The sequence below is a fragment of the Rhizobium hidalgonense genome (assembly GCF_002914525.1).
Lineage (GTDB): Bacteria > Pseudomonadota > Alphaproteobacteria > Rhizobiales > Rhizobiaceae > Rhizobium > Rhizobium hidalgonense.
The window spans coordinates 29,705-53,470 of the sequence record NZ_LODW01000116.1 but is presented as its reverse complement, the minus strand read 5'-3'; the positions used below and the strand labels follow the sequence as shown (position 1 = coordinate 53,470).

Below are 23,766 nucleotides of genomic sequence, written 5' to 3'. Positions count from 1 at the left end.
TAGGTTGATTTCTTCGAAAGGTAAGAGATTTTATTCGGAGATGATCAATAGGAATACAGATATTCACCTCCATGAGGGTGAGAATGTCAAATAATCACATTGGGCTACCATTCTTCACTGGTAATTTTGGTGCGTTGCCCGGACTTCGCGACTGCACATCATCCAGCTTCATCACTGTCATTTCCATCGCCGGATACGCCGCGGGAGAAACCTTCGCCGTTGTGGCGCCATGACCACAGCAATCCGCCGGATACATAAATGGGCTGCTATTAAATTGAGGTTCTAGTAGAGATGTATTTCTTTCGTGTGACACAACTTTAACGCCATGAAGAATATGTCACCGACGAAGAAAATACGCCAGCCGGTGAAGAATATCGACAGATAGAAAGAATTTTAGTGTTTCATTTTAGCTGCCGGAGAGAGGTCCACGCTTAGAAGATTTCCATTACCTTGGGGGAGATCAAAGCATGACCGTCTACTACGTGAATTCAGCGACGGGATCCGATCATAATAGCGGAACCACGGAGAACTCGGCTTTTGCGACGTTGTCTGCCGTCGAATCCTTGAGGCTGAACCCTGGCGACAGTGTGCTGCTTGCTGCCGGAAGCGTGTTCAATGAACAATTCGATTTGAAATACTCCGGAAGCGTCACGGCTCCGATCACCATTGGCAGCTACGGTCTTGGCGACGCCCCGGTCATTCACAGCAGCAACGACGGCATCCACGGTTCCAAGGCCTCGAATATCGTTATCGAGAATATCAAGATCGCTGATACTGGAGCGAACGCTATATATGCAGGGAACGTGTCGAACTGGGTCGTACGGAATGTCGAGGTAACGAATACGGGGCTTGCCGGAAAGCCCGGATCCGTCAGCTTCCAAAGCAGCCAAAACATCACCATCCAGAACAGCACGCTAACCGGTGTCCATTCCGACGGGATCTGGATGGAAAAGGTCAACGGCGTCACCCTGATCAACAACACCGTCACCAACAGCCAGGGAAGTGCCGCAGACGCAATTCAGCTCAACGACAGCAGCAACATTCTCGTCAAGGACAATCATCTGGAGCAAACGCAAACCAATAGCGCCAAAGGGGTTCTGGTGCTGGTCCGAGCTCATGATGCTCTGGTCGAGGGCAACACACTGGTCGGCGGCGGCTTCGGGTTGAGCGCTCAGGCGGGCACCAATATATCCATCCACGACAACGACATCTCGGGATATGGCGGCTACAGCTGGTCCTATGGCATCGGCCTTGGCGATCAGGGCGATGCCAAGAACTACGACATCAGCGGGAATTATATTCACGGCGGGGTGTATGGGGTTCTGGTCAGCGCCGCCGGCAATCCCGTCTATATCCGCGAGAATATCGATGTTCATGACAACGTCTTTGACGATCTGTCCTCCTCGGCGCTTAAGGTCGACCGGCCTGCATCGGGCTCCTTCTACGATAATATTATCGACAGCGATGTATCGACTCTGACGATGCCGGCCGCAATCGCCGCCCAAAACACGTTCTTTGTCGGCGACAACAAGACATTCGAGCAAGCGCAGGCCGAGCTCGACAGCGCCGGCAGCACGGGTGGTGACACGTCACCGAGCCAGGAGCAGACGCCTGCGGCACCGGTTGTCGAGCACCCTGCGGAAATACCGCCGCAGCCCAGCACCCCAGTGCCGGTCACGGATACGCCGACAGCGCCTACGCCGACAGTCGCCCCGCCGAAGATTGTCGCAGTCCATGACAGCCTGAAGATTTCCGCCGATACCGGTGGCGCGTATCATGGAAACCTTCTCGAAAACGACAGCGCCGCCAACGGAAGCGTGCTGCTCCGCCGCTTTGGCGACAGTGCCGTGGACAAACACGGACTGACGGTTACGGGGAAATACGGTGTCATCCATATCGAGAGCGATGGCGATTACACCTACACCGTGGACGCAGCGAAGCTCGCCGGCCTCAGCGGGAAGGTCAGCGAATCCTTCCAGTACAAAATTTCTGACGGCGCTTCGCACATCGATACGGATTCGCTGGGTGTTTACATCAATGTCGACGCATTCCATTCCAGCCAAGCCTCGCATCTGTTGGTGTGAAACACGCCAAGACGAGATAGCGTCGGTCGGCCACATTCGTCCGGCTGACGTTTCTCGATTTCGATGCACGGTGATGAATTGCTGCCGGTTGTAGAAATCGGGCTAAAGGATGACAATATTCCGGCCGCCATAAGCAGAGCAACTAGATTGAATCTATAGTTAACGTCCTAGTAAACAGCGTGTCTATGCGCGCGATGCTGCCCGCGCTTTGATCAGTTATTGGGCGGTTCTTGGATTTTCACTTGCTTGGGCCGGTATATTTATCGTAGTGTCAAGTCAGGGTCCCTGAAGTCGCGCGCTAAAAATTTCCAATTTTCGGTCATCTTTCGGTGGGATTCTTATATTAGTTGTGAACTTGCAAGCGGAGATTCGGCACGGTACCGAGATCCAGATGCGACTATGTCAATGATCGGGCTTGATGTGGCCTGTAACTGCAATGGGCGCTGGTGTATACCTGCGTGCGATGCGGTAAGAGAGGGATTACTTGGTGTTTCAGAGTTCAGCGGCGGACGTTAGCGAGCCATCCAAAGCCTTGCGAAAATGCAAGGGAGGTCTTGTCTTTATTGGCATAGCCAGCGCGCTCATCAATATTCTCTATCTCACAAGTTCATTCTTCATGCTTGAGGTGTATGACCGCGTCATCCCAAGCAAAAGCATACCGACGCTGGCAGCCCTCGCAATACTTGCGTTAACCCTTTACGCTTTTCAGGGCGCGTTCGAAGTTCTCAGAAGCAGAATGCTCGTGCGCGTCGCCGGTGCGCTCGACGAGATGGTAAATGGACGGGTGTTCCGGGCGCTCATCAAGGCGCCGTTGAAGGTCAAGATCGGCGGGGACGGGCTTCAGCCGTTGCGCGACTTCGACCAGATCAGGACCTTCCTGTCCGGCATGGGCCCGACGGCGATGTTCGATCTGCCCTGGCTTCCCTTCTATATCGTCATCTGCTTCATGTTTCATCCGGCGATCGGCTATATCGCGATCGGTGGATCGCTGGTTCTCGCCATCCTGACGTTCATGACCAACCAGGGAACGCGGACGCTCTCAAAACGGCAATCCGAAGCCGCCAATATGCGCAATGCCTTTGCGCAGAGCTCGATCCGCAACTCCGAGGTCATTCACGCCATGGGCATGGCCGGCACCATGGCTGAAATCTGGGACCGCAAGAATAGTGAATTCCGGCTCATCAACCGGCAGGCGTCGGATGTCGGGAACGGATATGCGACCTTGTCGAAGATTTTCCGTATTGCCCTGCAATCGGGAACGCTTGCGACCGGCGCGATCCTGGTCATTCAAGGGCAGGCCTCCTCGGGCATCATCATCGCGGGCTCCATTCTGACGTCGCGTGCTCTGGCGCCGGTGGAAGCCGCGATCGGGAATTGGCGCGGTTTCGTTTCCGCCCAGCAAAGCTGGGCGCGGCTTGCGAACCTGTTGAAAACCATTCCGGAAATTCCGGCACCGCTGGCGCTGGCGGCGCCTTCCAAGCAGGTGACGGTCGAAGGGCTGGCAAGCGGGCCGCCCGCGGGCCAGCGCCTGGTTGTTTCCGATGTCAGCTTCGGATTGAGAGCAGGAAGCGCCCTCGGGGTCATCGGTTACAGCGCCTCGGGCAAATCGTCGCTGGCGCGGGCGATGATGGGCATCTGGCCGACCGTCAGGGGATCCATCCGCCTCGATGGCGCAGCGCTCGATCAGTGGGATGGCGACGCGCTCGGCCGCCACATCGGTTATCTCCCGCAGGATGTGGAACTGTTTTCTGGAACCGTTGCGCAGAATATCTGTCGTTTCGCCAAGGAGATGTCGCCTGAGGCGGTGGTTGCCGCGGCGCGGGCGGCGCGTGTCCACGATCTCATTCTTCGTCTGCCGAACGGTTACGAAACCGAAATCGGCGAAGGGGGTGCCGCGCTTTCGGCCGGCCAGAGACAGCGTATCGCGCTTGCAAGAGCGCTTTACGGCGAACCCTTCCTCGTCGTGCTCGACGAACCGAACTCCAACCTCGATGAAGAAGGCGAGCGGGCGCTGAGTGCCGCGATCATGAGCGTGCGCGCACGCGGCGGCATCGTCGTCGTCATCGCACATCGGTCCGGCGTACTGGCGGTCTGCGACTTCGTGCTGATGATGCAAGATGGCCGGATGATCGCATTCGGTCCGAAGGAGGAAGTTCTGGCGCGGGTCAGCCGGCCGGAACCGGCGCGTACATCGATTGCCGAGCGCGTGGCGCAGCTAAAAGTCGTCGTCGACGGCAACGCGGCCGAATAGGCCGGAAGGAAGATTGTGAGCAAAGTCATCAGTGAATCGAAACGCTCCCTCAATCGTCATGTCGCCATTGTCGGCGCGTTGTCGATCGCACTCGTTTGCGGCATTGGCGGTTGGGCGGCAACGACGGAACTTTCGAGCGCCGTCATCGGCGAAGGCGTGGTCGTCGTCAATGGCGATGTCAAGAAGATCCAGCACCTGACCGGCGGCATCGTGTCGAAACTGCTGGTCTCCGAAAATGACCATGTGACGGCTGGGCAAGTCCTGATACAGCTCGATGGCACGACGACAAAAGCACAGCTCTCGATCGTTGAGAGCACCCTCGCTCAGCTTTATGCGCGCCGGGCCCGGTTGAAAGCGGAACGGATCGACGCCGAGTCGTTTAATGTCACGGAAAACATCAGCGATCTGACATCCAGCACCGCAGCGCGGGATCTGCTCGACGGCGAGACGAAGTTGTTCGACAGCCGCAGATCGGCGCTGGTCGGCATGAAAAGCCAGCTGGCGTCGCGCAAGGATCAGCTGGCCGAGCAGATCAAGGGCTTGGTCGTTCAGATCGATGCGACCCATGATTCCCTTGGCCTGATCGAACAGGAGCTCGAAGGCGTCGATACGCTCTACAAGAAGGGACTGGTCACGCTTCAACGGCTGAATTCGCTGAAGCGCGCCCGCGCCGATCTCCAGGGCAATAGCGGCCAGGAAATTGCCGCAAAGGCGGAGGCCGAAGGCAAGGCAATCGAGATCGATCGCCAGACGATCCAGCTGGACGAGGATCGCCGTTCGGAGATCGCCAAGGAACTGACCGACGTCGAGGCGAAGATCGCCGAAAATGAAGAGCGCCGAGGCACCGCCCTCGATCAACTCCGCCGTCTCGATATTACAGCGCCGCTCAGTGGGCGCATTCACGAGCTTTCCATTCACACGGTGAACGGCGTCATAAATCCGGGTGAGACGCTGATGCTCGTCGTTCCCGAAAATGACGATCTTACGGTTCAGGCGAAAGTCTCCACTCGCGATATCGACCAGCTTCATGTCGGCCAGTCCGTCGATGTGCGTTTCAGCGCCTTCGATCAGCGCACGACGCCGGATGTGCGCGGCGAGATCACGTCGATCGCGCCCGATATCGTCAAGGATGAGCGGACGGGCATCAGCTATTATCCCGTTCGCGTCCAGCCCGAAGCTGCAAGCATCGCCAAGTTGAAGTCGATCAAGCTCTACCCCGGCATGCCGGCCGAAGTCTTCATCAAGATCGCCGACAGAAATGTTATCTCCTATCTGACGAAGCCGCTGACCGATCAGATGCAGCACGTATTTCGCGAGGAGTGATGGCGGCTCGGCCGCCGTCACTACCGGCATGAGCTCATCTTCATGAATTTGCCTCGAGCCTGCTGCAGCTTGGGTCAAGAACGGCATGGCTGCCCTTTCAACCGGATTTCCGAAGCGTGACCTATCGGTTCCGCCGAGATATGGTTGCTCTATGACAAGTTTGCGGCTTTGGCGAGCGGTGCCAATTGAGAGACGATCGGCCTATGGATGGCTTCTGCTTTTGGTGTGTCTGGTGATGTTCACAACCCCCAAAAGCGGCTATGCCGGGAATTCCCCGCCGTTGAAAATAGTCGCTTTCGGAACATCTTTGACGGCCCGGGGAGGGTGGCAGCCCGCTCTCGAGACAGGGCTTGCAGCCTGCCTGCAGAGGCCGGTGAAAATCGGGAGCGTTGCAAAGAGTGGCGAGACGTCGCTATGGGCTCTGACCCAGATTGATCGGGTCGTTGCCGAAGAGCCGGATATCGTTCTGATCGAACTTTATGCTAACGACGCAGCATTACAGCGCTTCGTGTCGCTTGCGCAAAGCCGAAAGGATATCGGCGACATCCTAGACCAGCTTCGGCAGCGCCTACCACAATCGCGGATCATCGTAATGGCGATGAATCCGTTTTCGGGACTGCGCGGCCTGATCCGCCCCTTTGTCGGCAGCTACATCTCGGCCCATCAGGCGGAGGCAGAGAAACGGGGCCTGGAGTTTGTCGACCACCGGCCGAACTGGCAGCGTCTGACGCCGGGGGATCTGGCTGCGGCTATTCCGGATGGCGCCCATCCCCTGCCTGACATTGCATCCGACATCATCGTGCCGGAACTTGTCAAACATATTGCCGGCGGCAATTGCAAAGAATGAAGACCTCCGCTGCCGAGAGCGCGTTATCGCGCTCTCGGGTTCAGACTGTCGCGAGATAACCTTTAAGATAGTTGACCAGCGAAGCGCGTCCAACCTCGGACGGGTCCTCGCGAGAGGGGCTGTCCAGATCGTCGAGAAGATAGTTTTTTAGATCCTCGTCGCTATGCGCGACATAGATGCCCGGCCGGCCCGCAAGCTGGCCTACCGTTGCGAGCTGATGATCGTTGCGATGCTCGCCGAGCGACGCCTGCCGGGGCACGAGAATGATCGGTTTTCCAAAACGTTTCGCAGTCAGCACAGTGCCAATCCCCGCATGAGAGACGATGACCGTCGCGTCGCGAAAGACGCTATCGAAGTCCGCAGGCTCGATATTCTTGATCCATTTCATATTCTGTGGCGTGTAGCTGCCCTTGCCGATCTGCGCCAGAACCGGCCTGGTCAAATCCTTTGCGAAGGTGTCGACGGCCTTGACGAGGCGATCGAACGGCAGCTGTGTTCCGACGGTGACAAGGATCAAAGCACAGCTCCTGCGTAGTGGGGACCATCAGGCCGCGACAAATGCTGCCATTGCGTCAGCCACAGTGTCGCGATGCGGCCAGCCAATTTTCCCGACAGGGACAGCTTCTCGACATTGGCGACGCTGTCGATCCAGATCGTCCGCTTGCCCGTCAATTTGCCGGCAAGCAGGCAAAAAAGCCCGGGTGCAGCACCTGTGGAAATGACGACGTCGGGCCTTTGCTTGATAACGATGGCGAAGGCGCTGAAAAAGCATCGGATCGACATGGTAATCGAGTCGCGGCTGCAATCGGGAAGGACCAGCCCGTCGCGAATATCATATTTGGCAAGCAAGCCGGGGATGGTCGTTGCAAAAACGATATCGCAGCCCTCGAAGGCGCCGCGCATCGCCATCAGCTGCTCCCAATGGCCGCCGCCTGACGAGGCAGCGAGAACCTTTAATTTTTTCTCAGTCATAGACAGGCATCTCCTATATTTGACCGACGGAAAGAGCGAAAAACCGTTTTGTTCGAACAGCGGTTGTGTCCCGAGCGTACCGTTGAACTGTACCATTCTTGGTAGGGTTGGTCGAAGCCTTGACGTTCATGCGGGGGGCCAATCAAAAATGATGTTTTGGTTTGGAACATAAGATGCGTTAAAACTCGTCCGAAACAAGCTCCCGTAAACAATATTAGAGAGCGGCATTGGGCTTATATTCCTGGTATGCATGTCCGAGGATCCCATTGACCATGCCGGCGCCGCGCAGAACATGGGTGAGGGCTCGCATGCCCCAGTAGGGTGAAATCAGGATGGCCGGCAGCATCGCCAGTCCAAGTACGACTCTCGTGGCGCCATATGCCGCCCGGTAGACCCGGCGTTTGAGGTTGCCATGCAAAACCTCGCTGACTGCGAAGGTATTGCCAAGTCGGTACTGTCTTTGCAATACCCATTTCCAGGTCATCCGGTTCGCAGGAACGATGTCATAGACAAGTGCCTTGTCAGCCCAGAAAATCTGCATGCCGCGGCGAATGGCCTGATTGAAGAAAAGATAGTCCGTGCCGCCGGTGAAGCGCATCTTCTCCTCAAAGCGAAGATTCCATGAGCGGATCAGCGGATAGTCGAACATGACGTTGTTCGAAGCCGCATAACCGATGCGCTGGCCGTCGATGTTCTTCTTGCGCTCGAATACCCGGGCCTTGATGAAATATTGCGGCGGATTTTCGGGATAGACCGGCTGGACGGGGCCATAGACGCAATCGGCGCGGTTTTTCTCGCGGGTCTCCAGCATAGCGTCCAGCCAGCCGTCGACCGGCCATTCGTCGTCGTCGAGAAAGCAGAAGAGGTCGGTGCCGGGAGGCGCCGAATCCAGCGCGCGGTTGCGCGCAAAGGGGATGCCCTGGTTTTGCTCGACGACATAGATCAGGTCGTAGGCGCCGGTTTGGCCAAAGCCCTCCACCGTTGCCTTTGCGCTGCCGGCCGCATCATTGTCCACGATCACCATGGTAAGATGATAGGGGCGGGCCGGGTGCCTGATCTGGCGCGTCATGACGTCAAGCAGCTTGGCGATCCCGTCCAGGCGCCGATAGGTCAGCACGCCGACGGCAATCTTCAATGGCGCATCAGCTGCCTGATCGGTGCCGAGGGATGCGTGCGGCAAAGTTTCCTGCTGGGTCATGGCTGTCCCCTCCGCAGCATATTTCCCAAACGCTTGCGCGCCGCCATCAGGGCCACCTCGGTTGCGGCAGCATCGCCAAACGGACCACCGGCGACCGTGTTGCGCGCTTCGCTCCGGAGCTTCAGCAGCGATGTCGTCTCGGCGATGCCGCCGGCCACCAGGCTCTTGCCGAGCATCTGCAGCCCATCATAGCGGCGGGCCAGTTCCAGCCCTGTCGCGATCATGATCCGCGGGCGCAGCGTCTTTGCCCTGCTTGTGCCCGTATAGCGGTTCGACGCATGAATGCGCTGGAAGGTCAGCGGTGTTTCGACGATGGCGCCGCGGCCGAGAAAGGCTGCGGCAAATTTGATATAATTGTCGCTGAGGACGACATCTGCCGCGACGGTCATCGGCAATATCTGCGACAGCAGGCTGCGGCGAAAGCTCAGGCCCGATGTTGGAACCGGAAGCGAGGGAAAGCCTCCCTTGCGAAGCGTGTCCCGCTTGTCGAACAGCGTCACCTGCAATTCTGCAGAAGGCTGGTCGCTTTCCTCGGTCGTCACCCGGTCGAAACACCAGTCGATCTCGTTGCGATCGTAGATCTCGGCAATCCGTGCGAGTTTGCCCGGCAAAAACGCATCATCGGCGTCAAGGAGAAAGAGGATATCGCCGCTTGCCGCCGCAAAACCTGCATTGAAGCTCGAGGCTTGACCGCCGTTTTCCTTCAAGACAGCCAAAATCCGATCCCCGTAGGAGGCAAGAATCTCGCGGGAATCATCCGTCGATCCGTCGTCGACCACCACCACTTCGAAGTCGGGGTAGGCCTGCGACAGGACGCTATCGATGCATGGGCCGAGAAAGCGGCCGTAATTGAAATTATTGATGAGCACCGAGAGTTTCAAATTACCGCCTCCTGGATCAATCGATCACCGCGCCAGCGTCTGCGGCGCATATCGGCGAATTCCCGCACGATAACCCCGCATGTAGTAGTATTTCCAGATCGCCCAGAAACGCTTCTTGGACTGCGGCAGGAGATAAAGCGTGGCTGCCCGGAATGCCCATTGCGCGCTTTCGATCCAGGTCGGAAGCGGAACTCCGCTCAGCCGCACTCCTCCAGGCACCTCGTCGGGAAAGAGCGCCGGCATGCCATAGCCAAGACGCTCACCGCGTTTCTGCACCCAATCCTCGGTGACACTGGATGCAGGAATCCAGTGATGAACCACGGCTTCGGCGCATCGATAGGATTTGGCGCCATTTGCCGCCAGACGGATGATGATCTCCGCATCTTCCCCCATGGCAAATATCTTTCCCGGGAGAGGACCGATATCTTCCCGGTAGCGCACACTGGTTCCCAGCAGTTCCCGCCGGATGATCGTATTGGGGCCCCAGACCTTTGTCGGGTCACACGGCCCGCTTTGCGTTTCATCCACGATTGCAAAGGTGGATCCCATCGGAATCCACTCGATGAAGCGGCCTTTCGGCTGCTTTTCCCAATCGGGGACGATCCTGCCGCCGAAGACGCCATAGCCCGGATGGGCGACGGCGCAGTCGACGATGGCTTTCAGCCAGTTCGGTTCGGCCCGTATGTCGTCATCGGTAAAGACAACGAGATCTCCCTTCACCCGATCCAGAGCCAAATTCAGCGCCCCGGACTTTCCCGGCTTGCGCTGCTGCAGGATGGTGATGGGGAGCTTATCGCTAAATGACGTCAAAAGATCGAACGTGTCGTCATTGCTGTTGTTGTCGACAGCAATCAGTTCCCATCGATCATGAGGAAGCTCCTGGCGCACCAAGGAATCCAAAGTATGGCGCAGCCGGCGGCTGGCGCCATTGTAGGAGGAAAAAAGTACGCTGACGAATAGATCCGACATCAGTGACCAACCCTCTTGGTGAAGTCGAAAGCGAAAAGCCCCATATTTTGAACTGCCTGTGCGATGTTTGAACGGGATCGGCGCCTTACGCGGGGTTCGACCGTGTTTTGCCGAAAAACTCGCGCCGGTGATTTTCGCCGAGAACCCTCAGCTTGCGAAGATTACGCAACCACCGCCGCGGTTTGGTGAGCACGCCGCGGTTCAGGAAATACTGCCGCAGCAGGCTCGGTGCCTGGCTGTGCGAGCCGCCATGGGCAACCCGATAGACTGCCCCGCGAAAGGGAAGTTTCGTCAGCGGCGCTCCACGTTGGGACAGGATGTTCGCAATGCGGACATGGCTGCCCAGCATCGACTTGATCCAGTCGAGCGAAGCATCCTCGAAGCGACCGGGGAGTTCGTAGAGATCGGCACGAATGATCAGCGAAGTGCCGCAGAGATGGCTGAAATCATCGTGGCCGAACAGGAAATTGCCGCCATCGTCCCAGATATAACCATGGTCGATCGTCCACCCGTTCGCGTCCCGATTTTCGGATGCGTGCTGCACGATGCGAGAGCTGACGAAGTCATCGTCGTCGACAATCATGAAAAAGCGACTATCGGCGGCGGTCAACATGCCGCTCAGGACGCGCCGGCCTTTGTCTGCCCGGAAGGCGTCGAGGAAGTCTTCCTTGCTGCCCTTGCCGAGTTCATGCAGGTCGTTCGGCGGAAAAGTCACCCGCACGGCGGAAAATTTTTCCGGCAAATCAGGCAGGTCGGCACCTTCGTTCGCCACGATAATCCCGCGCCAATCTCCATTGGTCTGATTGGAAATGGAGGCCACGGTTTGGGTGAGATTTGCCTTCAGCCTGCTCCAGTCGCGGGCATTGTCCTGATGTCGGACCGGGATAATGAAGGTGACAAGTGGCATCGAATAACCCCCTTAAGCCCGCAGGCTCATAGCTTCTTTGTTATCGATACGCCGTTGGGCCGCCTGGTGACGCGCCCACTCGATCCCGTCCTCGAGCGAGGTCGCCTTGTAGGAAAGATCCGTGCCGCCGGAGAAGGCATTCATGAAGCGGCGGATCTTTCCGTAGCTGTTGTCCAGCACTGCATGCGGACGGCCGAGCAGCACCGAGCAGATATGGACGTGCAGGCGGTCGGTCACGATTGCGCGGGCACGCGAGATTTGGCTGATGCCGCGTTCGAAGCGGTTGTGCGCGGCGGCGTCCAGCCTGCGCAAGGCAACTTCGCTCGGCTTCAATGCGAGATAGGCCGAAGCTACGCCCAGCTTCTTGGCGATATTCACCTTCCGTTTCGACTCGGTGATCCAGTCTTCCACCGGAATGTCGGAAGGAATATTGCGATCGGTGCCGCCAACCCGTTCCGCATCCTCGCGCAGCATGGCTAGGACGGGAATTTGCGTCGCCCGTTGCGGAAGCGCGCCGATGGCGAAAGCCATATCGGGGCATAGCCGGACCATGCAGTCAAAATGTTTCTCGGAAAATTCCTTCGATTCTTCGTCGCGCACGAGCAGCACGAAATTCTTGTGGCGCCCGATTGCCCGTTTGGACTGCTCGATGCGCTCAGGCGAACTGTAGTGAATCGACTGCGGGAACTGGATGATCTGCCGATCCGGGAAACGCTCCATGATCGCCTCACGGAAATCCTGATGGGCAACCCAGATATCGCCGAAATTGCCGCCGCCGTGGATGAAGATCGGGCCTGTGGGAACTCGCCGTTTCAGCTCTTCCGCGGAAAAGTCGTATAGTCTGGAAACATAATCCGGGCGCTTGCCGAAACGATCCTGGAGATAGGCCATCTCACCCAGCCAGATCGCCGAGTCGCCACAATTGCGGATGTCGGGGAAGTCGAGAATGGCGAGCGGCTCGTCGCGCGAGACATAGTCCTTCAGGCAATCATGGATCATTCCATTGAGTTTTGCGATCAGCTCAGATCTGGATAGGCTGGTCATTTTGCCTCACTTGTTAATGTTCGTTTTTGCTTTAAGCCGACTTGGGAACGGCAATACGCTTGGCTTTTGACAGGAACTTGACGACGATACGCTGAACTTCGGTTTCGGGGCCATTTGGCTTCTTCATTGCGAGCCAAAGGACAAAGCTGGAACCGATATAGAGAATACCGCCGGTGAAGACGAGGACGGCGAGGTGCAGGGCCAGCGCCGGCTTGTCGGTGGGGGTGTTCAAGACATGCGACAATCCCCAGACGCCGGCGGCCATCAGGGCGACGCTGGCAAGCGCGCGGAAATTTGCCGCGAGCTGCTGGAGGAACGGCAGATTGATCAGCCGCTTGACGAGAAGCATGTTGACGACGGTGGAAATCAGACCCGTCAACACCCGCGCGTAAACGACGCCCGGAAGCCCGGCCATCATCAGGCCGGCGATGATGATAGGAACGCGAACCACCAGCATCTGCGTGTCGCGGATGAACAGCATTTTGGTATGGCCCTTCGCCATGCCCAGCGGCTGGACGAGCGAACCGAGCGTCTGCAAGGCGAAGACCGATGCGAGTGCCTGGACGATGAAGATCGCAGGAGCCCACTTCTCTCCCAAGGCCAGCCGCATCATCGGATCAGCCACAACAGCCATGCCGATACCTGCCGGAAGCGCCACCGCAGCCAGAAGCGCCTGCGCGCGCTGATAGGCTGCGATGAGGCGGACCGGATCGTTGCGGACCTTGGAAAAACCCGGATAAATCGTCTGGTTCAACGGCGCCGTCGCCTCGCGCGTCGGCAGTGTCGAAAGCGTATTGCCGACGGTATAATGACCAAGCTGCGTGGCGCCGAGCATCTTGCCGATCAGCAGATACTCGATCCGCCAGTTCAACGTATTGACGATCTGTCCGGCCGTCAGCCAGACGGAGAAGGAAAACAGTTCCCGGGCATGGCGGAAGGTTATGCGCGGCCAGAATGGCAAGACGGTGTAGGACACGATGATATTGGTCACCTGATAGGCAAGCGTGCCGATAACGAGCGCCCAATAACTTTGATAGATGGCGGCAATTGCCACTGTCACGACAAAACCGACCAGCTTTTGCGAGACGTTCAGCACGAATTCCTGCCAGAAGATCAGATCGCGCTGGAGCATGACGCGCCGCGGATTGGCGAGACCGCTGAGAAGCAGGCTGAAACTCAGGGCAAGCATCACGCTGGTCAGCCGAGGTTCGTTATAAAATTCGGCGATCGGATAAGACGCGGCGGCAAACAGCAGCGCCAATATGGCGCTTCTTGTCACGCTCAATGTCCAAACCGCGCTGAAGTGGGTTTCGCTCGGAGACTCGTGGCGGATGAGCGCCTGATTGAGCGAAAGTTCGGTGACCGAACTCAAGATGACCTGGATCGTCGTCGCAATGGCGACGAGACCGAAATCCGCCGGTACGAGATACCAGGCCAGCACAAAGGTGCTGAGTGCCGAAAGCCCGTTGACGATGGCGCGAGACAGGCTCAGCCAGATGCTGCCCTGAATCAGTCGGTCGGTCACACTGCTCATGGGCGCACCGCTCCCGCCGTCTGGAACATCGACCATTCAAGCGGGCCGCATACCGATCCAAAATGCCTCTGCCCCTTGCCGGCGCAGAGAGGATTGATGGAGTTGGAAAGCATCATGCTTTGTTGCCTCATCGCGAAACCGATTGCGACCTTAAAGGGCGCTTGCCGTTTTCTTGGAAAAATCTTGCTTCAGCCGGTTCAGTTCGACCAGCATTCTCTCGTGTGCTCTTGCGATAGCCTCATCAGTGCTGAGCTGACCCGGCTTCTCCGCCACCCGCTGCAATGTCTTGACCGTCGATCCGAGGACGTAATTTCCGGTCAGCTGCCGGATCCGGCGGTGACGGAACGTTATGTTCTTCAACAGGGTGGTATTTTTCCGTACCAGCGACGCTCCGACTTCGACGAGGTTCGACGGGCCGATCGGGTCGAAATCAATCTCCAGATCGAGCGCACTCGCCCAGTCGTACCACTTGGCACGATTGCCCGGCGCGATCGGGCGGATCGCCCGCCATGGAACGCGCAACGCATCTGATATGATGCAGCCATGCATCGCCTCGGAGACGACCTTATGCGACGCGCTGATTTCGGTCAGAACCTTGTCCACCGACCAGCGCGGATCGATATAGTGGATGCCGGCGAGATCGCAGGCCTTATCCCAACTGCCGTACATGGCGCTTTCGTAGTGCGGCATGAAGGAGACAGGATAGCGCTTCTCGATGCTTTTGGCATCCCAGCAGCTGCGCGTCAGGATGCCCGAATCGCCGATGGCGTAGCTCGGATCGATGCCGAGGACTTCGGCGGTCTTTTTTCCGCGCACGAAATAGAAGGTCCAGTTGCCGTCGACCTTCGGCGGGTTGGTATAGCCCCCATAACCTGAGCCGAAGACGATCTTCTGCATGTTCGGATCGAAATTGTCGTAGAGGATCGAACCGATGCCGAGAAAGAGCTGCCCTTCGTCCTCGTCGAAGAAGCCGGGCAGCAGGCGCTCCCAAAGCCAATGGTTCAGCTCGTCGCCAAAATTCTCGTGTTTCCCGCGGTAGGCAAACATCTTCATCGTGCTTCTCCAGTCGGCAAATGCGTGACGACCTGCGAGATCGCCTCATCCTCGCGTGCCATGCGTCCGTAACGTGAAATGATCTCGATGTTGCTGCGAATAACCTTTGCCGGATTGCCCGCCACAAGCGAGCGCGGCGGAACGCTTTTGGTCACCACCGAGCCGGAGCCGATGACGCATTCGTCGCCGATTTCAACGCCGGGCAGGATGATGCTGCGGGCGCCGATGAAGCAGCGTTTGCCGATTCTCGTGTGAAGGTAGAGCCCGCGCGTGAGATCATGCGTCAGGATCGCCGCCTCAAAGGCGACATAGGTTTCCGCGCCGATATGCAATCCCTTCGGGTTGGTCTTGTCGAACCGCACGCTGAGCGAAAAGCTGGCGGTCGGATCGATGTCCATTCCCCAGAACTTCGTATAATAGAGCCATTTGGCCGTCACAATTCCATTCCGCAGCGGCCGAAATACATTCAGTCCCCACTTCGGCTTTTTTCCTGTCTGCACCATCAAGTCCGACCCCGGCTGGAATATTCGTCTAGCACGGAACTGTAATAGTCCTCGAGCATCCCCGTCTGACGACGTAAGTCGAAGCGCTCGGCCACCAGAAGCGGTGCCCGCGCGCTGAAGGCTGTCCACAGGGCCCGGTCGTTGAGCAGTCTTCCGACCGCTTCCGCCATTCCTGCGACATCCCGCTCCTCCACGAGATAACCAGTTTTCCCCTCTTCGATCGCTTCGCCCACGCCTCCCGAGCGAAATGCGACGACCGGAGTCCCGACGGCTTCCGCCTCCAGATTGGCGAGGCCGAAAGCTTCGGCGTGACCGTTGTCGAGGGTCACGCTGCCATGGAGATAAAGCTCTGCACTGGCGAGCAGATCCCTTATCTCAGTCTGCGACAGATTTTCATGGATCGTGACGCTTGGCAAGGAACGACGCGCCAGTGCTTCGATTTCCTCTTTCAACGGACCCTGGCCGACCATGACGAATTCGACCGGCGTGCCGGCCGCTGCCACGCGGGACAACGCGTCGATCATGAATCGATGGCCCTTGTAGTCGACGAAGCGGGCAATTGAAACCACTAATCCCTTTTTTCGCGGACGGGGCTCCATTTTGAAGAGATCGAGATCGATGCCGATATGATGGCGAAAGACCCGGTCGGCGCGAAAACCGAGAGCCAGCAGCCGGTCACGGATGAAGTCGGAAACGGCAATATTCCAGCTGTTCCAGCCGGCCATTTCACTGCGGCCCTTGGCGAAGAAGCGCACCTGGTTGAAGCCGCCCGGCTTTTTCGGATCGCCGCCGTAGGTGGCGTCGAAGCCGTGGAAGGTCGTGACCAGCGGTTTGCCTGCGGCACGAGCTAAGGGGCCTATGACATAACCGTTTTTGCCGAAATGGGCGTGAACGAGATCGGCATTACCGATCGCGGGAAAGAGAAAGGGAAGGCCGATCTGCGGGATTTTCAGAAGCAGTTCACCGGCCCGCGCAACGGGAGACCGACGGATGTCATGAACCGGAACAGTGGATTTTTTGGTATGGGCGGAAGAAATTCGGGAACCGGCAAGAATTTCAGCTTCGAAGGAACGAAACGCCACCGCCTGATTGAGAACAAATGCCTGGCTGGCAGGCAAAAACTTTTCCACGTAAATAACGGCTTTTCTCATGAATCTGTCGACGTCTCCGTTGTCTTGCGCATCACATCGCCTCTATTGCCCGTCGGATGCCATCAACCGCACTTCTCGGCGCATTGTTTTCGTCGTAGAGATTAACGCGCTTGGTGCAGACCGCGCCGGGACCGGCGTCCTTCTCATCGTGCTCGCCGTATTTTTCCGACATGCCCCATACCGTCACGCCTTTCAAGTCGCCATGTTCGGCCGCCACGGTGATCACGTCGCTGAAAATATCGGCGTATGACGCCGGCGTGAAGCTTTTGTCGCGGTTCAAAAAGTGGCAGGAGGCATCGAGTTCGGTGATGAAAACGCCGACACCCATATCCTTCAGCGCCGCGCAGAAACGGCCCATTCCTTCCGGATCGATTCGGTCGAGGCCGGGGCGGAAATGCGACTGCAGCCCGACGGCGCCGATCGGCGTCTTCTTGGCGACGAGATCCTCGACGATCTTCAAGATGCGCGCGCGCTTCTGTTCGAACACGTCGGATTTTTTCTCCAGATGCGTTTCGTTGAGCACCAGCGTCGCCCCGGGATTGGCCTCGTGCGCCATGTCGAAGCTCATACGGATATAATCGTCGCCAAGAAGGCGTCGGAAAACACAATCCCGCATATCCGGCGCATCATATTCCAACGGCTCGTTCACCACATCCCAAGCGTCGATCGAGTTCTTATAGCGAGTGACAACCTGTTTAATATGACGGTTCATCGCCGCCTGAATTGTCTTTGCGTCGTCGATGTCCGAGACCCACTCCGGGACGCGATACCAGATCAGCGTATGGCCATAAACCCTCATGTTGTTTTTTCGCGCGAATGCAACCATAAGGTCGGCACTCTTGAAATTGAAAACACCCGGTCTCTTTTCTGTGGCATTCCATTTCAACTCGTTTCGCGGCGTTATCGAATTGACGTTGTCGGTGTAAATCCCGGAAGCGATTGGGTCGGTGATGTTCTGCAGGTCGATTGCCGATCCGAGTCGGAACGCCTTGCTGTCGGCAAGGGGGCGCAACCCGCTCGCCGGAGGCACCTGTGCCAGGACGTCGCCGGCATTGGCATACAACAGAGCAAGCGGAATCGAGGCGAGGAAACGTCTTCTATTCATTCTATCTCTCACTGTTGGCTTTTTTCATGTCCGCGGCGCAATTTTGAGGGGCTGGACTAGCCGGCAACGATCCATCGCGGGGTTCGCGTTCAATTCAATAAAGTAATGCAACCTCAAATATACTTTCGAACCAGGGGATATTGTCAGTATATGCTAGACTTTCCAGCTGTCCTCCAAGACACATACGGTTCTAGAGGGCGCTCGCGATGGAAGATCGGTTTAGCTATCTGATGAGCTGTTTTCATATGGCATTTCAAAATGCCGTTTTTTTATGGCGACTGTCCGAAACGATTTATCTCTGCTCGATGTCCGGCCGTTCACAGCCCTTGTCCTCGGCGTCGCCGGCGTCATTGTCATCCTGTTTGCAGCGCTGATCAGAGCCTCCTTGTGGTTGCATTGAGGCATCACGAGGGTGCAAGTTACATGGTGTGATAGCCGCCGCATAATCTCGGCAGCCCCTAGAGCATATCCGTTTTTTCGGAATCACGGATATGCTCTTTTTCTTCGTTTTCACGCAATTCGCAACGGCATACCGCTCCGCATTTTTGCTGGAATTGCTTTAATGCGGATGGTCCGGCTTTGTTGCCGGTCCCTCGGCATCGGCAGGCGTGGATGCCGGTGCCGAGCGTACGTCGTTCTCGGCCGTGGGCTCCGGCGATGGAAGCCATGTTCTGTCGGAAAAATAGCTTCTTGTTCTTTTCTGCGGTCCCGAGGTCGCATCCAGCGACAGCGTGAAATTATAGCGCCCGGGATTGAGCACTTCACGGGTGAAGTTGATACTGGCTCCGAAGCCGTCTTCCTTGATGTCTCTCAAATCCCTGATCGCGTTCAGCGTCTCATGGAAATCGAGCCATTGCGGTTGTCGCAACATGGTTTCGAAGATCCGCAGAATGCCGGGATCGAGCTGGCCGTTTTGATCTGTCTCGGGATTGATGATTTTCACCCGCATATTGTTGATCGCGCCAGCGGCGTCGCCGCGAACGATGACGAAGATGGAGCTCGGAAGCTGATCCTTCTCCCGCTTGCCGCCATGTTCGAAAAAGCATTCGAACGTATCGGCGTTAAAGCTCGCCGCCACCCAATCGCTGGTTGCGATGCCGGCATCGCGTAGCGCGGCACACATTGCCGGCCCGGATATTCGCCATGTGCGTAGGAAAGTCGCCGCGGTCTGTGCCAATGGCGGTTCGATGAGATGCAAGGGGAGCTTGAAGGCGGCAGGCGGCGTCGGGCGCGGAAGAGCTTTGGGGGGAGGCGGCCTAACATCAGCGGGAAAGAGCTCGAAGCCAAAATAATGGCTCACCGTCTTCAAGTGTTTCATATCGTTGGAAAGAAGCACCGTCCCCATGACCAGCGAGAGGGAGATCGTCAGCAGCAACCAGAAGACCACGGGAATCTTCGGTTTTCCCAATGGCTGTTTTGCATTTGCGGACGAATTCTCGGGCAAGCTTGTCTTCTCCGGTGCGAGAAGGGTTTCGATCGGGCTGTCTAAATCCAGCAGTATACATTTATCCGTTAAATATCTTTGGCTTCATGTCGGCAATTGTGCGCCTTTGTGCATCACCATCAGGATAGACGCGACAGATTCGGCGAAGGCGCATCACCGATTCGATCGTGAACGGTTTGCCCTGTCGCTCGTCGCTCTATGAAGCAGTTGCCGCTGGTTTTGTCTTTAATTGTAAAACTCCAGATTATATATTTTGCTTGTTACTTGAGGGATGATCACTTCATGCTGCTGAAACAAGTTCTGGTCGAAAACACCCTAAGCACGCTGCTTCTGGATACCGGCTTAGACAAGGCCCGTTTGATTATGTCGAAAGCATGCCGTTTTTGCCGAGTTTGCCGTGGCTCAAAAGGCCTCTTTAGAAGCAGGTGTCCCGCAGCCCTGATTTCGAGCAGCAGTACGCGCGACAGTGCGATGCGCATCCGCTCCAAGGGCATCCGCTGCAATAATCCACAGGTTGTTTTTACTATGCGCAGCGCCCAAAAAAATCCCTATGAAATATTTACTTTTAGTTGCATTTTTGCTTAAACTCTCCATTATACGGCTGGGCATGCTGATAAAGTGGGAGACTTATTCACATGAAGGCTAAATCCCCGAATTCGATCGACGTCTATGTTGGCAACCGCGTGAGGGTCCGGCGAAAGACGCTCGGGATGACCCAGCACGGTCTGGCCGAACTTCTGGGCATTACCTTCCAGCAGATCCAGAAATACGAAAAAGGTGCAAACCGAATAGGTGCCAGCCGTCTTCAGCGCATATCCGAGATTCTTCGTGTGCCCATCGGTTTTTTCTTCGAGAACGGTGGTTCCGGACCGATCGAAGGCGAGACGAGCGAATTGAACAGGTTTTTGTCCTCGAAGGAGGGGCTGGCGCTCAACAAGGCATTCATCGCCATCGAGGATCCGAATATCAGGCAAAAACTGGTGGCACTGGCGAAAAGTCTGGCCGTCGCGGGGCTATCGGAAATCGACGGTGAGTTGCAGGATCCGGTTATTAACGGCTGAGGGCGCATCGTGCCGCCTGCAGACTTTCGGCGATCTGCCGTTGAACGAGACGAATGGCGACCGGTCCGCTCTTCGATCAAGGAGCTGTTGATGATAACCCATCGCTATGCCGGTGCGCCATGAATTCAGCCCTTATCAATTGGCTTAGCTTCTGCGGAGTGACGGCGACGGGTGAGGCGGCATTCTGACACACCGGGCCCACTATTCCGATAGGATCATATCGCCGGGGGAAACTCTTTCCCGTGTTGAACCTTTTTTTGAAAAGTTCGGCATCACCAGGGTTGCGCGACATACTGGATTGGACCACATCGGAATCCCTGTCTGGTGTGCCTATGCCCCGAATTCGCGGTCGATCGTCATTGCTCAGGGAAAGGGCGTGACCGATCTGGACGCCAAGGTATCCACGGTCATGGAGGCGCTTGAACGGGCGGTTGCCGGCGAACCCTTCGTCAAGCGCATCCATGGTTCCTCTTCCCGCCTCCAGACGACGGGCTACCAGGTCGACCGGTTGAACTGCCTGACCGCCGTCCATAAACCCGATCTCGGGCCGGATGACGAGACCGAATGGGTTGCCGGCATCAATCTCCTCACGGGCGGCGAGATCCACATTCCTTTCGAAACGGTGGTGCTCGACCGGACGCGTGACGCGCGATACTGGATGTCGTCGGATGGCCTGGCTTCGGGAAACAGCGCTGAGGAGGCAATCTTTCATGGCGTGCTGGAGCGTATCGAGCGTGACGCTCAGGTGCTGTGGCAGGTGAGCGGGGAAGCCGATCTCTATTTCGGCTGCGTCGATCCCCGCGGCTTTGAGGACGATGCCCTTAACGGGCTGATCGACAAGATCGAAGCATCGGGATTGGCGCTCAGGCTGTTCGATATCACCAGCGACATCGCAGTCCCCTGTTTCACCGCCATGCTGGGTCCTGGGGAGCTGGTTTCGGGCTCCAGCCATCTTTACGCTGACAGGGGCATTCGCCTCGTCGAAGTGACGGGCGGCACCGGGGCGCATCCGTCTCCCGTCCGCGCCGCCATTCGGGCGGTGACGGAAGCCGTGCAATCCCGGCTGACCTATATCAGCGGCGCCAGGGACGATATTTCTCCTGCAACTTTCTCGAGATCCCTTCCGCCGCTGATGCGGCAAGCTTTCGATGCGGTTGCCGCACCGTCAGCCGCCCTCCGCCGTGAGGGGGCGCCAGGATATCGGCAACAGGATTTGACGCAGTTGCTGCAGCATGTGCTTGACGCTCTGCGCAACCGAGGGATCACTTCGGTGATCCGAGTTCTGCTCAGCAACGACACGCTTCCCTTCAGCGTCGTCAAGGTGGTTATCCCCGAGCTCGAAAATCCGGAGGGAGGGCGCGCTCGGCGATTTGGAACAAGGGCTCTGGCCAAGGCGATAGGATTTTGAAGATCGTTTTCGCAGGTCCCAGTCTTCCCGATGCGGCATCGCTCGCTGGCGAGGCGCTGCGCGTTCTGCCGCCCGCCATGCAGGGCGATGTCCTGGCTCAGGTGGAGCAGGGCGCCAATGTCATCGGCTTGATCGACGGCGGTTTTGAATATGCCGCACCGGTTCGACATAAGGAAATTCTCCATGCTCTCTCGCTCGGCGTGGCGGTTTTCGGGGCAGCAAGCATGGGCGCCTTGCGGGCGGCGGAATGTCATTCATTCGGGATGATCGGGATCGGCCGCATTTTCGAAGACTATCGCACCGGCCGGCTGGTCGACGATGCCGCCGTCGCACTCGTGCACGCGCCGACGGCACTCGGCAGCAAGCCGCTGACGATACCGCTCGTCAATGTCAGCGCCACCCTCGATTCGATGGAGGATGGCGGACTGCTGGCAGTTGGGCTGCGCCAGGAACTCGAAGATGCGGCAGATGCGACCTTTTTCAAGAAGCGGACGTGGCGGGCGATCGTCGAGCAATGTGCCGGTATCGCTGAGCCGGACCGTCCGCGACTGCTGGCGGCACTCCTTTCGAATTCCGTCGATCAAAAACGCATCGATGCCCTGGAATTGCTGAAAGCCGTGCAGGAAGCCCCCAACATCCGTTCGAAGGCCGATCTGCCCTGGAAACTGCACGCAACCGCGTTCCATACGCGTCCTGCATTGTAAAGCGAAGGCAGCAGTCTTCACCAAGGGTTGTGTCACGCTTTTTTCACGGGCTCGACCCCGTCTACGCGCGTATCATTCCTTCAATTCGTCGGAGAAATGGTCATGGACGTGACATCGATTGCCAAGATAAATGCAGACCAGGGGGCGCAGGACGGTCTGAACGAACTCATCGCGCTGGCGCGGATGATCGCCTATGCGCGGCAGGTCGCACAGGATGTCAAGCTGCCGTTCGCGACGAATTGCCTCGATCTGGCGCTCGAGGCGGTGAAGCAGGAACTGGGGGAGGGGTTGCCCAGGGAATTGGCAGAATTGCGTTCGCCGGTTCCGCAAGCGAGTGTGAGAAGCCATTAATGCATGGCGTCGGGTAGCGTAGAGCGTGGGGGACGACATGCATTAAAACAACGGCGCGTCGCTTGACGCGCCGTTGAATGTTCACCGTTCAAGCTCATGTGGATGACCGCGAAAATCAACCGGTTTTCGCGATTTTGCGTGCGCTGGTGCAAAAGCGCAGTCATCTCCCGAAGCGGGCGTTCACTCGATTGCGGGGAGGATCAGGCGCAGAGACGGACGCCCGTGGCTCGCCGAGGTTTTTCAGTCGGTCCTGAATTGTAGGTGGAGAAGTCTGATTGTCGCCGGTCGGTTTGAGCCTGAGGGTTTAATATAGCGCGTGATAAACGATCACGTTGACGTTACCTCCTGGCAGGGAAGCGGCGGCGACTTTGCGTTCAGCTGCCGGGCGATCGGCCGACCAATGGTCGATCCCTGATCAATGGGTCAGATTACGCTTCTGAGCCAGCAGGAGAATGTAATCGTCGGCTATGTCGGCGATGGCCATGGCGACCTCCGCCGGATCGCATCCGTCAACCTTCGTGTTTGCAATGAACTGATAGACCGCCTTTTCGATCTGCTTCCGGCAGATCATGACGCGCTCATCGTAACCAAATTCCGGAATATGCGATGCCATATCACTCATCAGGTCGGCTCCCTCACTACTTACAGTCACCATGACACAAATTATAAGTTGAGCAAGCAAATGCTTTATGAAGGGTTAATTCGCTATCGAGGTGCGACCATTTCGACACAGGTTTGGCATACCATAAGACCTTTGCGGCGGACGAAACGGGACGACGTCGCATTGCCAACTATCGATTGTCTCGGATCGGGAAACGCGTCAGCGACGGGTCGGCATCCCGGTGCCGCGAATTTTCCGTTGGAGGCGCCAGATCCTGTGCCAAGGTTCGAAACGATAGGCCGACCATCGCCGCCGAACCTGGTCCGGTGGGACGCAGTGAACTATAAAATCGGTTGATTATCAGTATATTATAGA

General features: G+C 57.3%; 24 protein-coding genes. 10 read left to right on the top strand and 14 right to left on the bottom strand.

Annotated elements, in window-relative coordinates; translation table 11 throughout:
- The first annotated feature begins 467 nt into the window (after positions 1 to 467).
- The 4 genes from ATY29_RS32165 (at position 468) to ATY29_RS32150 (ending at position 6,505) form a co-directional block, all read left to right on the top strand.
- Positions 468 to 2,084 (top strand): right-handed parallel beta-helix repeat-containing protein, encoded by a 1,617-nt coding sequence (locus ATY29_RS32165; protein ID WP_097533877.1) that lies wholly within the window; start codon positions 468 to 470, stop codon positions 2,082 to 2,084.
- Between the two features lie 487 nt (positions 2,085 to 2,571).
- The gene (locus ATY29_RS32160; protein WP_003565832.1) at positions 2,572 to 4,335 is read left to right on the top strand and encodes a type I secretion system permease/ATPase; all 1,764 of its coding nucleotides are present in this window, start codon (positions 2,572 to 2,574) and stop codon (positions 4,333 to 4,335) included.
- Positions 4,336 to 4,350: 15 nt separating this feature from the next.
- On the top strand, positions 4,351 to 5,658 hold the full coding sequence (locus tag ATY29_RS32155) for an HlyD family type I secretion periplasmic adaptor subunit (RefSeq protein ID WP_003565830.1): 1,308 nt from the start codon (positions 4,351 to 4,353) through the stop codon (positions 5,656 to 5,658).
- Positions 5,659 to 5,809: 151 nt separating this feature from the next.
- Complete coding sequence (locus ATY29_RS32150) at positions 5,810 to 6,505, top strand: SGNH/GDSL hydrolase family protein (RefSeq protein ID WP_097533875.1); 696 nt, start codon at positions 5,810 to 5,812, stop codon at positions 6,503 to 6,505.
- Between the two features lie 40 nt (positions 6,506 to 6,545).
- Here ATY29_RS32150 and ATY29_RS32145 read toward each other — a convergent pair whose 3' ends face one another.
- From ATY29_RS32145 to ATY29_RS32085, 13 genes are all read right to left on the bottom strand, one after another.
- Positions 6,546 to 7,022, bottom strand: coding sequence for a glycosyltransferase (locus ATY29_RS32145; RefSeq protein ID WP_003565827.1), 477 nt, complete (start codon positions 7,020 to 7,022; stop codon positions 6,546 to 6,548).
- A complete protein-coding gene (locus ATY29_RS32140; protein WP_003565826.1) occupies positions 7,019 to 7,477 on the bottom strand; it encodes a glycosyltransferase family protein in 459 nt (152 codons plus the stop codon). Before ATY29_RS32140 ends, ATY29_RS32145 begins: the two co-directional genes overlap by 4 nt.
- Before the next feature lie 214 nt (positions 7,478 to 7,691).
- Positions 7,692 to 8,675 carry a glycosyltransferase family A protein gene (locus tag ATY29_RS32135; protein WP_025416849.1) on the bottom strand — a complete coding sequence of 328 codons (984 nt, stop codon included), beginning with the start codon at positions 8,673 to 8,675 and terminating at the stop codon, positions 7,692 to 7,694.
- Positions 8,672 to 9,556, bottom strand: coding sequence for a glycosyltransferase family 2 protein (locus ATY29_RS32130; RefSeq protein ID WP_097533873.1), 885 nt, complete (start codon positions 9,554 to 9,556; stop codon positions 8,672 to 8,674). The genes ATY29_RS32135 and ATY29_RS32130 overlap by 4 nt, the downstream gene beginning before the upstream one ends.
- Positions 9,557 to 9,580: 24 nt before the next feature.
- Positions 9,581 to 10,525, bottom strand: coding sequence for a glycosyltransferase family 2 protein (locus ATY29_RS32125; RefSeq protein ID WP_097533871.1), 945 nt, complete (start codon positions 10,523 to 10,525; stop codon positions 9,581 to 9,583).
- 85 nt (positions 10,526 to 10,610) lie between these two features.
- The gene (locus tag ATY29_RS32120) at positions 10,611 to 11,432 is read right to left on the bottom strand and encodes a glycosyltransferase family protein (protein ID WP_003565822.1); all 822 of its coding nucleotides are present in this window, start codon (positions 11,430 to 11,432) and stop codon (positions 10,611 to 10,613) included.
- A gap of 12 nt (positions 11,433 to 11,444) precedes the next feature.
- Positions 11,445 to 12,476, bottom strand: a complete 1,032-nt coding sequence (locus tag ATY29_RS32115) for a polysaccharide pyruvyl transferase family protein (protein ID WP_097533869.1) — start codon at positions 12,474 to 12,476, stop codon at positions 11,445 to 11,447.
- A gap of 31 nt (positions 12,477 to 12,507) precedes the next feature.
- Positions 12,508 to 14,010, bottom strand: a complete 1,503-nt coding sequence (locus tag ATY29_RS32110) for a lipopolysaccharide biosynthesis protein (protein ID WP_097533867.1) — start codon at positions 14,008 to 14,010, stop codon at positions 12,508 to 12,510.
- A gap of 150 nt (positions 14,011 to 14,160) precedes the next feature.
- Entirely contained in the window at positions 14,161 to 15,063 is a 903-nt protein-coding gene (pssM, locus tag ATY29_RS32105; protein WP_097533865.1) for an exopolysaccharide glucosyl ketal-pyruvate-transferase, read from the bottom strand.
- Positions 15,060 to 15,566 (bottom strand): acyltransferase, encoded by a 507-nt coding sequence (locus tag ATY29_RS32100; protein ID WP_003565817.1) that lies wholly within the window; start codon positions 15,564 to 15,566, stop codon positions 15,060 to 15,062. Before ATY29_RS32100 ends, pssM begins: the two co-directional genes overlap by 4 nt.
- Entirely contained in the window at positions 15,566 to 16,717 is a 1,152-nt protein-coding gene (locus ATY29_RS32095; protein WP_003565816.1) for a glycosyltransferase, read from the bottom strand. The genes ATY29_RS32100 and ATY29_RS32095 overlap by 1 nt, the downstream gene beginning before the upstream one ends.
- Positions 16,718 to 16,748: 31 nt before the next feature.
- Complete coding sequence (locus ATY29_RS32090; protein ID WP_003565815.1) at positions 16,749 to 17,822, bottom strand: endo-1,4-beta-xylanase; 1,074 nt, start codon at positions 17,820 to 17,822, stop codon at positions 16,749 to 16,751.
- 559 nt (positions 17,823 to 18,381) lie between these two features.
- On the bottom strand, positions 18,382 to 19,266 hold the full coding sequence (locus tag ATY29_RS32085; protein WP_003565813.1) for a DUF6030 family protein: 885 nt from the start codon (positions 19,264 to 19,266) through the stop codon (positions 18,382 to 18,384).
- Between ATY29_RS32085 and ATY29_RS37140 the strand changes: the two genes are divergently transcribed.
- The 6 genes from ATY29_RS37140 (at position 19,166) to ATY29_RS32065 (ending at position 22,790) form a co-directional block, all read left to right on the top strand.
- The gene (locus ATY29_RS37140; protein ID WP_165779372.1) at positions 19,166 to 19,468 is read left to right on the top strand and encodes a hypothetical protein; all 303 of its coding nucleotides are present in this window, start codon (positions 19,166 to 19,168) and stop codon (positions 19,466 to 19,468) included. The genes ATY29_RS32085 and ATY29_RS37140 overlap by 101 nt on opposite strands.
- 80 nt (positions 19,469 to 19,548) lie before the next feature.
- A complete protein-coding gene (locus ATY29_RS36590) occupies positions 19,549 to 19,851 on the top strand; it encodes a hypothetical protein (protein ID WP_003565811.1) in 303 nt (100 codons plus the stop codon).
- A 50-nt stretch (positions 19,852 to 19,901) separates the two neighbouring features.
- Entirely contained in the window at positions 19,902 to 20,327 is a 426-nt protein-coding gene (locus ATY29_RS32080) for a helix-turn-helix domain-containing protein (protein ID WP_003565809.1), read from the top strand.
- 217 nt (positions 20,328 to 20,544) lie between these two features.
- Entirely contained in the window at positions 20,545 to 21,735 is a 1,191-nt protein-coding gene (locus ATY29_RS32075; RefSeq protein WP_097533863.1) for a YcaO-like family protein, read from the top strand.
- The gene (locus ATY29_RS32070; protein WP_003565805.1) at positions 21,732 to 22,439 is read left to right on the top strand and encodes a TfuA-like protein; all 708 of its coding nucleotides are present in this window, start codon (positions 21,732 to 21,734) and stop codon (positions 22,437 to 22,439) included. Before ATY29_RS32075 ends, ATY29_RS32070 begins: the two co-directional genes overlap by 4 nt.
- 102 nt (positions 22,440 to 22,541) lie before the next feature.
- Positions 22,542 to 22,790 (top strand): hypothetical protein, encoded by a 249-nt coding sequence (locus tag ATY29_RS32065; protein WP_025416841.1) that lies wholly within the window; start codon positions 22,542 to 22,544, stop codon positions 22,788 to 22,790.
- Positions 22,791 to 23,205: 415 nt separating this feature from the next.
- On the opposite strand, the gene ATY29_RS32060 is transcribed toward ATY29_RS32065, so the two are convergent.
- Positions 23,206 to 23,412 (bottom strand): hypothetical protein, encoded by a 207-nt coding sequence (locus ATY29_RS32060; protein ID WP_003565801.1) that lies wholly within the window; start codon positions 23,410 to 23,412, stop codon positions 23,206 to 23,208.
- Positions 23,413 to 23,766 lie beyond the last annotated feature (354 nt).

Bases quoted from the DNA above. Each gene is read 5' to 3' on its own strand.
- ATY29_RS32165 (WP_097533877.1), top strand. From the start codon at position 468: ATGACCGTCTACTACGTGAATTCAGCGACGGGATCCGATCATAATAGC.
- ATY29_RS32150 (WP_097533875.1), top strand. From the start codon at position 5,810: ATGACAAGTTTGCGGCTTTGGCGAGCGGTGCCAATTGAGAGACGATCG.
- ATY29_RS32140 (WP_003565826.1), bottom strand. From the start codon at position 7,477: ATGACTGAGAAAAAATTAAAGGTTCTCGCTGCCTCGTCAGGCGGCGGC.
- ATY29_RS32135 (WP_025416849.1), bottom strand. From the start codon at position 8,675: ATGACCCAGCAGGAAACTTTGCCGCACGCATCCCTCGGCACCGATCAG.
- ATY29_RS32125 (WP_097533871.1), bottom strand. From the start codon at position 10,525: ATGTCGGATCTATTCGTCAGCGTACTTTTTTCCTCCTACAATGGCGCC.
- ATY29_RS32120 (WP_003565822.1), bottom strand. From the start codon at position 11,432: ATGCCACTTGTCACCTTCATTATCCCGGTCCGACATCAGGACAATGCC.
- ATY29_RS32115 (WP_097533869.1), bottom strand. From the start codon at position 12,476: ATGACCAGCCTATCCAGATCTGAGCTGATCGCAAAACTCAATGGAATG.
- ATY29_RS32110 (WP_097533867.1), bottom strand. From the start codon at position 14,010: ATGAGCAGTGTGACCGACCGACTGATTCAGGGCAGCATCTGGCTGAGC.
- pssM (WP_097533865.1), bottom strand. From the start codon at position 15,063: ATGAAGATGTTTGCCTACCGCGGGAAACACGAGAATTTTGGCGACGAG.
- ATY29_RS32100 (WP_003565817.1), bottom strand. From the start codon at position 15,566: ATGGTGCAGACAGGAAAAAAGCCGAAGTGGGGACTGAATGTATTTCGG.
- ATY29_RS32095 (WP_003565816.1), bottom strand. From the start codon at position 16,717: ATGAGAAAAGCCGTTATTTACGTGGAAAAGTTTTTGCCTGCCAGCCAG.
- ATY29_RS32090 (WP_003565815.1), bottom strand. From the start codon at position 17,822: ATGAATAGAAGACGTTTCCTCGCCTCGATTCCGCTTGCTCTGTTGTAT.
- ATY29_RS37140 (WP_165779372.1), top strand. From the start codon at position 19,166: ATGACCAGCGAGAGGGAGATCGTCAGCAGCAACCAGAAGACCACGGGA.
- ATY29_RS36590 (WP_003565811.1), top strand. From the start codon at position 19,549: ATGCTGCTGAAACAAGTTCTGGTCGAAAACACCCTAAGCACGCTGCTT.
- ATY29_RS32080 (WP_003565809.1), top strand. From the start codon at position 19,902: ATGAAGGCTAAATCCCCGAATTCGATCGACGTCTATGTTGGCAACCGC.
- ATY29_RS32065 (WP_025416841.1), top strand. From the start codon at position 22,542: ATGGACGTGACATCGATTGCCAAGATAAATGCAGACCAGGGGGCGCAG.
- ATY29_RS32060 (WP_003565801.1), bottom strand. From the start codon at position 23,412: ATGAGTGATATGGCATCGCATATTCCGGAATTTGGTTACGATGAGCGC.